Origin of the sequence: Thalassospira sp. ER-Se-21-Dark (assembly GCF_017922435.1) — a bacterium.
Lineage (GTDB): Bacteria > Pseudomonadota > Alphaproteobacteria > Rhodospirillales > Thalassospiraceae > Thalassospira.
Map to the genome: position 1 here is coordinate 1 of NZ_VDEZ01000020.1, position 326 is coordinate 326.

The 326-nt window shown below is 51.8% G+C and carries 1 rRNA gene; it reads left to right on the forward strand.

Annotated features, from left to right (window positions below):
- Positions 1 to 196 precede the first annotated feature (196 nt).
- A 5S ribosomal RNA gene (gene rrf, locus FHI25_RS20520) occupies positions 197 to 311 on the forward strand.
- The last annotated feature ends 15 nt before the right edge of the window (positions 312 to 326 follow it).

Sequence of the window (326 nt, forward strand, 5' to 3'; positions counted from 1 at the left end):
TGGGTGTGGAAGCGTGGCAACACGTGAAGCTAACCAGTACTAATTGATCGATCGGCTTGATTGATCCCTCTTGCTACTGATCTGCATATGACTTGCGCAGCGGTAAAATCAGCAAGACCAATACGTCACAACAATAAATAGTTCGCATACATCACGATCTCACAAGATCTCCGATCTCTTCGCTGTGTTTGGACGGCCCGGTGGCCATAGCGGCCGGGAACCACCTGATCCCTTCCCGAACTCAGAAGTGAAACCAGCCTGCGCCGATGGTACTTTGTCTTAAGGCACGGGAGAGTAGGTCACCGCCGGGCCTTCCAAATACAGCA